At 60.6% G+C, this 5,476-nt stretch carries 4 protein-coding genes; all 4 read right to left on the bottom strand.

What is annotated here, in order from left to right:
* Nucleotides 1–320 precede the first annotated feature (320 nt).
* The 4 genes from sufD to IH971_10735 all read right to left on the bottom strand — a co-directional run bounded on the left by sufD (nt 321) and on the right by IH971_10735 (nt 5,261).
* A complete protein-coding gene (sufD, locus tag IH971_10750; protein MCH7498314.1) occupies nt 321–2,393 on the bottom strand; it encodes a Fe-S cluster assembly protein SufD in 2,073 nt (690 codons plus the stop codon).
* 13 nt (nt 2,394–2,406) lie between these two features.
* On the bottom strand, nt 2,407–3,180 hold the full coding sequence (gene sufC, locus IH971_10745; protein ID MCH7498313.1) for a Fe-S cluster assembly ATPase SufC: 774 nt from the start codon (nt 3,178–3,180) through the stop codon (nt 2,407–2,409).
* Nucleotides 3,181–3,280: 100 nt separating this feature from the next.
* Nucleotides 3,281–4,738: a Fe-S cluster assembly protein SufB gene (gene sufB / locus IH971_10740; protein MCH7498312.1), complete on the bottom strand. Its 1,458-nt coding sequence runs from the start codon at nt 4,736–4,738 to the stop codon at nt 3,281–3,283.
* Nucleotides 4,739–4,835: 97 nt separating this feature from the next.
* On the bottom strand, nt 4,836–5,261 hold the full coding sequence (locus tag IH971_10735) for an Rrf2 family transcriptional regulator (GenBank protein ID MCH7498311.1): 426 nt from the start codon (nt 5,259–5,261) through the stop codon (nt 4,836–4,838).
* Nucleotides 5,262–5,476 lie beyond the last annotated feature (215 nt).

Here is a 5,476-nt window from a genome sequence, read left to right as displayed (position 1 = left end):
AGACCGACGCCATGTTGTCACGGGACCTCCCGTTCCGCCAGGCCCAGGACGAGCTGCGCGCGGCCTTCCCGCAACTCAGCAATATCCTACTGGTGGTGATCGACGGCGACAATCCCGACCTGAACCAGGACGCCGCCGCGGCGATCGCGGCCCGCCTGGAGGCCCGGCCGGACCTTTACAAGACCGTATACCACCTGGGCGGCGACCGGTTCTTCCAGGAGAACGGCCTGCTGTTCCTCGACGTCGACGATCTGGTCGACCTGGCCGACGAGCTGGCCTCGGCACAGCCGCTGTTGGCCACCCTGGCGCTGGACAGGAGCCTACGCGGCCTGGCGTCGGTGCTGGTCGACGTCCTCGAAGGGGTGGCCGACGGCACCACCGAGGTGAAGGACGTGAACCTGGTGTTCGACGCCATCGCCGAGACCGTCGAGGCGCAGCTCGCCGGCCGGCATCACTACCTGTCCTGGACCAAGCTGATGCAAGGCGGCGAGGTCAACCGCGATCAGCGCCGCCAGCTGATCATCCTGCAGCCGCGGCTCGACCATTCCAAGTTCCAGCCCGGACATCTTGGCGTAGCTTTCCGCGACGTACTTTACGCCGGCCAACGCCCACTTGAGGTAATCGCTGATTCCGCTGATGAAGCCCTCGAACATGCCTTTATAAAAGGCGCCGACCGCGCCGAGGATTTTCCACGGGGTGTTATACTTTTCGCGGACTTCGCCAAAGGCCTTGTTGAAATCGACCTGGCGCAAGATCGACTGAATCGAGACCGGCTCGTCCTCTTCCCTTCGGGCGGCGCCGCCCCAGTAGCCCCTGCGAGAGAAGATGCTCAGCGTCTCGACCTTTTGCTCCCACCGCAACAGTTCTTGAAGCTGAGAATCTTCGTCTCCGCTTAGATTCGGCGCTTGCGTCCGTCGAAGGATTCCACGTGCGATGCCCTTGCCGGAACGGCGGTCTTCGTCACTTATCGCGCCAAACAATCGCTCTTTCTGTATTTCCTTCTGGTATTTATCCCGCAATGCGGACAACTGCGACCGTAGAATCCATTCGCCGAAGCGACGGAGTTGATCCTCGGTATAGTCATAGTCGTGACCAAAGGCGAACAAGAGCACACGCTGCCCCTTGTCCTTGTCCTTGTCTTTCACGCCGGCGATGATTTCATCGGCAAAGCCCTGAATGAGCAGCATCCGCGCCAACTTCCGGTCGATGCCCCGACTGAGAAAGTAGAACATGGCATCCTCGTCCACCTGCCCCACGGTAGAGCCGTGGGTACACTTCACGTCGTCGGCATAGATTTCCAGCTGCGGATTGGTATTGATCAGGGCTCGGTCTGACAGCATGAGATTCTTGTTCACCTGTGCAGCCGAAGTTTTCTGCGCGCCGCTGTGCACCACAATGCGGCCGTTGAATACACCGTGAGCCCGTCCATCGAGGATGCCCTTGTAATTTTCCATGCTGGAGCAGTTGGGCGCCACATGGTCGATCCGGGTATGGTTGTCCACATGCTGCCTGCCCTTCGCCAGGTAGAGTCCGTTCATGACCACCTCTGCGCCGGCGCCGTTAAGCGTAGCGTTGACCTCGTTGCGAACCAAGCCACCCCCAAAGATAAAGGCGTGCAGCCCCAACCGACTGTCGGCTGCCTGAACCGTTTGCACAGTTGAAAGATGATAAGTGTCGCTGGGTTCCCGTACCAGGCGCAGGTGGTCCACCAGGGCGCCGGCATCAGCCACAATTTCGGTGACCGCGTTAGTGAAGGTTGGCCCGGCGGCCGTACCGACGTAGTGCTCGACGATGGTCACCTCGCTGCTCTCTCCTGCCAGAACGAGCGTGCGGGGATAGGTCGCAGCCTGGGCGGCTTCGGGCGGCGTCACGTAAAGCAGATGAATGGTCTGCCGGGCCACAACTCCGGGAGCCACCCGAATCAGAATTCCGTCCCGGAACAAGGCGGTATTCAGCGCCACCAGTGCCTGCGCGTCAAAGCGCGCCTGCTGTCCCAGATAGGGCAGTACCTGGTGGGGAAAATCGGCCAGGGCTGCCGCCAGACTATGGACCTCCACCCCCTCCGGCAGGTGACCCAATGACGACCACTCGGCTGCGTAACGGCCGGCAGCTATCACGGCCCGGGGTTGATCCGCGGGCGATGTCCACGCCAACAAGTCCTGATCGACAGTCCCGGATGCCGGGGGTGCGCTAAACTCTGTAGCAGCCAGGGCGGTGAGGCTGGTGTGCCGCCAGTCCTCCATGCGCTTGTGCGGCCACCCCAGGGCCTGAAAGCTTTCCATCGCCTTCAGGCGCAGGCTGCGAATTTCCTCTGGCTGGTGTCGAAAAAGTGCCTCATCCAGCCGCTCAAATTCGGCGCGGTAGCTGTGGACAGCTGCGGAGGTGGTGGTCATCTGCAAACGGTAGCTAGGCCGCCGGTGCCGGCGCGCCGTTGCTGGTGGGTGCCTGCAGCCAGCCGTAGCCCTTCTCTTCCAGCTCGCGGGCCAGCTCCATGCCGCCCGACATGACAAACCGGCCATCCATGAGCACATGCACCCGGTCAGGCTCCAGGTAGTTGAGAATGCGTTGGTAGTGGGTGATGAGCAGGATGGCACGCTCCGGGCTTCGGAACCGGTTAATCCCTGCAGCCACGATCTTCAGCGCGTCGATATCCAGCCCCGAATCGGTCTCGTCCAGGATTGCCAGATCGGGCTCCAGGGTGAGCATCTGCAAAATTTCGTTGCGCTTTTTCTCACCCCCCGAAAAGCCCTCATTTACTGGCCGGCTCAGGAATTTTTCGTCCAGCTCAACCTGCCGCATGCGCTTCTTCACCAGGGCCAGAAAATCCACCGCGTCCAGCTCCTCGCCGCCCTGGTGTTTGCGCTTGGCATTGAGCGCCGCCTGCAGGAAAAAGGTGTTGTTCACGCCCGGGATCACCACCGGGTACTGGAACGATAGGAACACGCCTTCCCGGGCGCGCAACTCCGGACTCATAGACAACAGGTCCTGGCCCTTGTAGCGTACCTCACCTGCGCTCACGTGGTAGGTGTCCCGCCCCGCCAGAACCTGGGCCAGGGTGCTCTTCCCCGATCCGTTGGGCCCCATGATGACGTGCAGTTCGCCCGCCTGTAGCTCCAGGTTGATCCCCTTCAGGATGCTGGTCCCGGGGACACCCACATGCAAATTCTTGATCTCAAGCATCGCGCTCAGAGGTCCTTCCCGGCGCAATCGACCGCACCGACACCCGTTGCCGCCTCCTGGCCCACTTCAATCAACTCTCCGCAGGCACAACCCGCTGCCGTCACCCTACGCTCCCTTCCAGGCTCAAATTCAGCAGCGCTCGCGCCTCCACGGCGAACTCCATGGGCAGCTTGCGAAACACCTCCTGGCAGAAGCCGTTGACGATCATCGCCACAGCGTCCTCGGTGGACAACCCCCGCTGCCGGGCATAGAAGAGCTGGTCCTCACCGATCTTCGAGGTAGAGGCCTCGTGCTCCAGCTGCGCGGTGGCATTGCGGGCGTCGAGATAGGGGAAAGTATGGGCACCGCACTGATCGCCGATGAGCAGCGAATCACACTGTGAATAGTTGCGCGCGCCGCTCGCCTGGGGCATCACCTGCACGAGCCCACGATAAGTATTCTGGCCGTGGCCGGCGGATATGCCCTTCGAAATGATGGTGCTGCGGGTGTTCTTCCCCAGGTGGATCATCTTGGTCCCGGTATCGGCCTGCTGATAGTTGTTGGTGAGCGCCACCGAGTAGAACTCCCCCACCGAGTTGTCCCCCTGAAGGATGCAGCTGGGGTATTTCCAGGTAATGGCCGAGCCGGTTTCCACCTGGGTCCAGGAAATCTTGGAGTTGGTCCCTCGGGCGGCGCCCCGCTTGGTGACGAAGTTGTAGATCCCCCCCTTGCCGTTCTCATCGCCCGGGTACCAGTTCTGCACCGTGGCGTACCTGATTTCCGCATCATCCAGGGCTATCAGCTCCACCACAGCAGCATGCAGCTGGTGCTCGTCCCGCATGGGCGCGGTGCACCCTTCCAGATAGCTCACATAGCTGCCCTCATCGGCAATAATCAGCGTACGTTCAAACTGCCCCGTATTAGCCGCATTGATGCGGAAGTAGGTGGACAGCTCCATGGGGCAACGCACCCCCTTGGGGATATAGACGAACGAGCCGTCGCTGAACACCGCCGAGTTGAGGGTGGCATAGAAATTGTCGCTGTATGGCACCACCGAGCCCAGATACTGCTTCACCAGCTGCGGATGTTCCCGCACCGCCTCGGAGAAGGGACAAAAGATCACCCCCGCCTCGGCCAGCGCCTCCTTGAAGGTGGTGGCCACCGAGACACTGTCGAAGACCGCATCCACCGCCACCCCGGACAGGCGTTTCTGCTCCTCTAGTGGGATGCCCAGTTTGGCGTAGGTCTCCAGCAGTTTGGGGTCCACTTCGTCCAGGCTGGCCGCCTGTTTCGCCTGCTTAGGCGCCGCGTAGAAGATGATGGCCTGATAGTCGATGGGATCGTGGGTGATGTTGGCCCACTTGGGCTGGGCCTCCTGCGCAAGCAGCTTCGACCAGTGGCGGTAGGCCTTCAGCCGCCAGTTCAGCATGAATTCCGGCTCGTTCTTCTTGGCCGATATCAGCCGTACCACATCCTCGCTAAGGCCCGGCGGGATGGTCTCCTGCTCGATGTCGGTGACAAAGCCGTACTTGTAGTCCTGGCTGGTGATTTTTTCAATGGATCGAAGTTCTGTGCTCATTAATTCTCTCGCAGATAGTGATGCCCACTGCGGCGTGATTCCGCCGCAGAGTTAGGACTGGGGGTACTGACGTCGTTATCCTATGCGCTAGGTGAGGTCAGGCCGAGCCGTGCACTAGCCCGGCCGGCCTCAGGATCTGCTCCAGGGACAAGCTGTGAAACACCGACTTGATGGTGTGATCGATGGCCTGCATGGGGGTGCGGATATTGCAAACGTCCAACTGGGTACACTGGTCATCGACGATACAGTCCACCAGGCCCAGGGGACCCTCCATCATCTCCAGGAACTGCCACAAATTGACAGTTCCAGGGTCCATGTTCAGCCGGTAACCCCCTTGCGCTCCCTGGACCGGGGTCACATAGCCCTCACGGGCCAACTGCTGCATCACCTTGGCCAGCACGGGAAAGGGGATCTGGTAGTCCTGGGAAATCTTCCGCACCTTGGTCACGCCGGAGCCGCCGGCATTCACCAGATGGCTCAACGCCATCAGCGCATATTCCGTCTTTCTGGTTAACTTTAACATACCGTAATTAAATACGACCAATTTCGTCGGTTATAAATTACGACCGGATTGGTCCGGTTACAAGTTCTTAACCCACCGCGGGCCGCCGGGGAGCCAAGCTCAGGCGGCGGCCCTCATCGTCGAACGATCTCCGGCGCTAGCATATTGTGCTTGACTTTTGGCGAATTGATGGCTAAGTGTATTGTTGTCTTGACACATACCCTGCTAGAACTGGG

The organism is Candidatus Neomarinimicrobiota bacterium (assembly GCA_022560655.1).
GTDB lineage: Bacteria > Fidelibacterota > Marinisomatia > SCGC-AAA003-L08 > TS1B11 > JADFSS01.
Note: the sequence above shows the minus strand (reverse complement) of the source record. Positions and strands in the feature narration are given on the sequence as shown.

Bases quoted from the DNA above. Each gene is read 5' to 3' on its own strand.
- sufD (MCH7498314.1), bottom strand. From the start codon at position 2,393: ATGACCACCACCTCCGCAGCTGTCCACAGCTACCGCGCCGAATTTGAG.
- sufC (MCH7498313.1), bottom strand. From the start codon at position 3,180: ATGCTTGAGATCAAGAATTTGCATGTGGGTGTCCCCGGGACCAGCATC.
- sufB (MCH7498312.1), bottom strand. From the start codon at position 4,738: ATGAGCACAGAACTTCGATCCATTGAAAAAATCACCAGCCAGGACTAC.
- IH971_10735 (MCH7498311.1), bottom strand. From the start codon at position 5,261: ATGTTAAAGTTAACCAGAAAGACGGAATATGCGCTGATGGCGTTGAGC.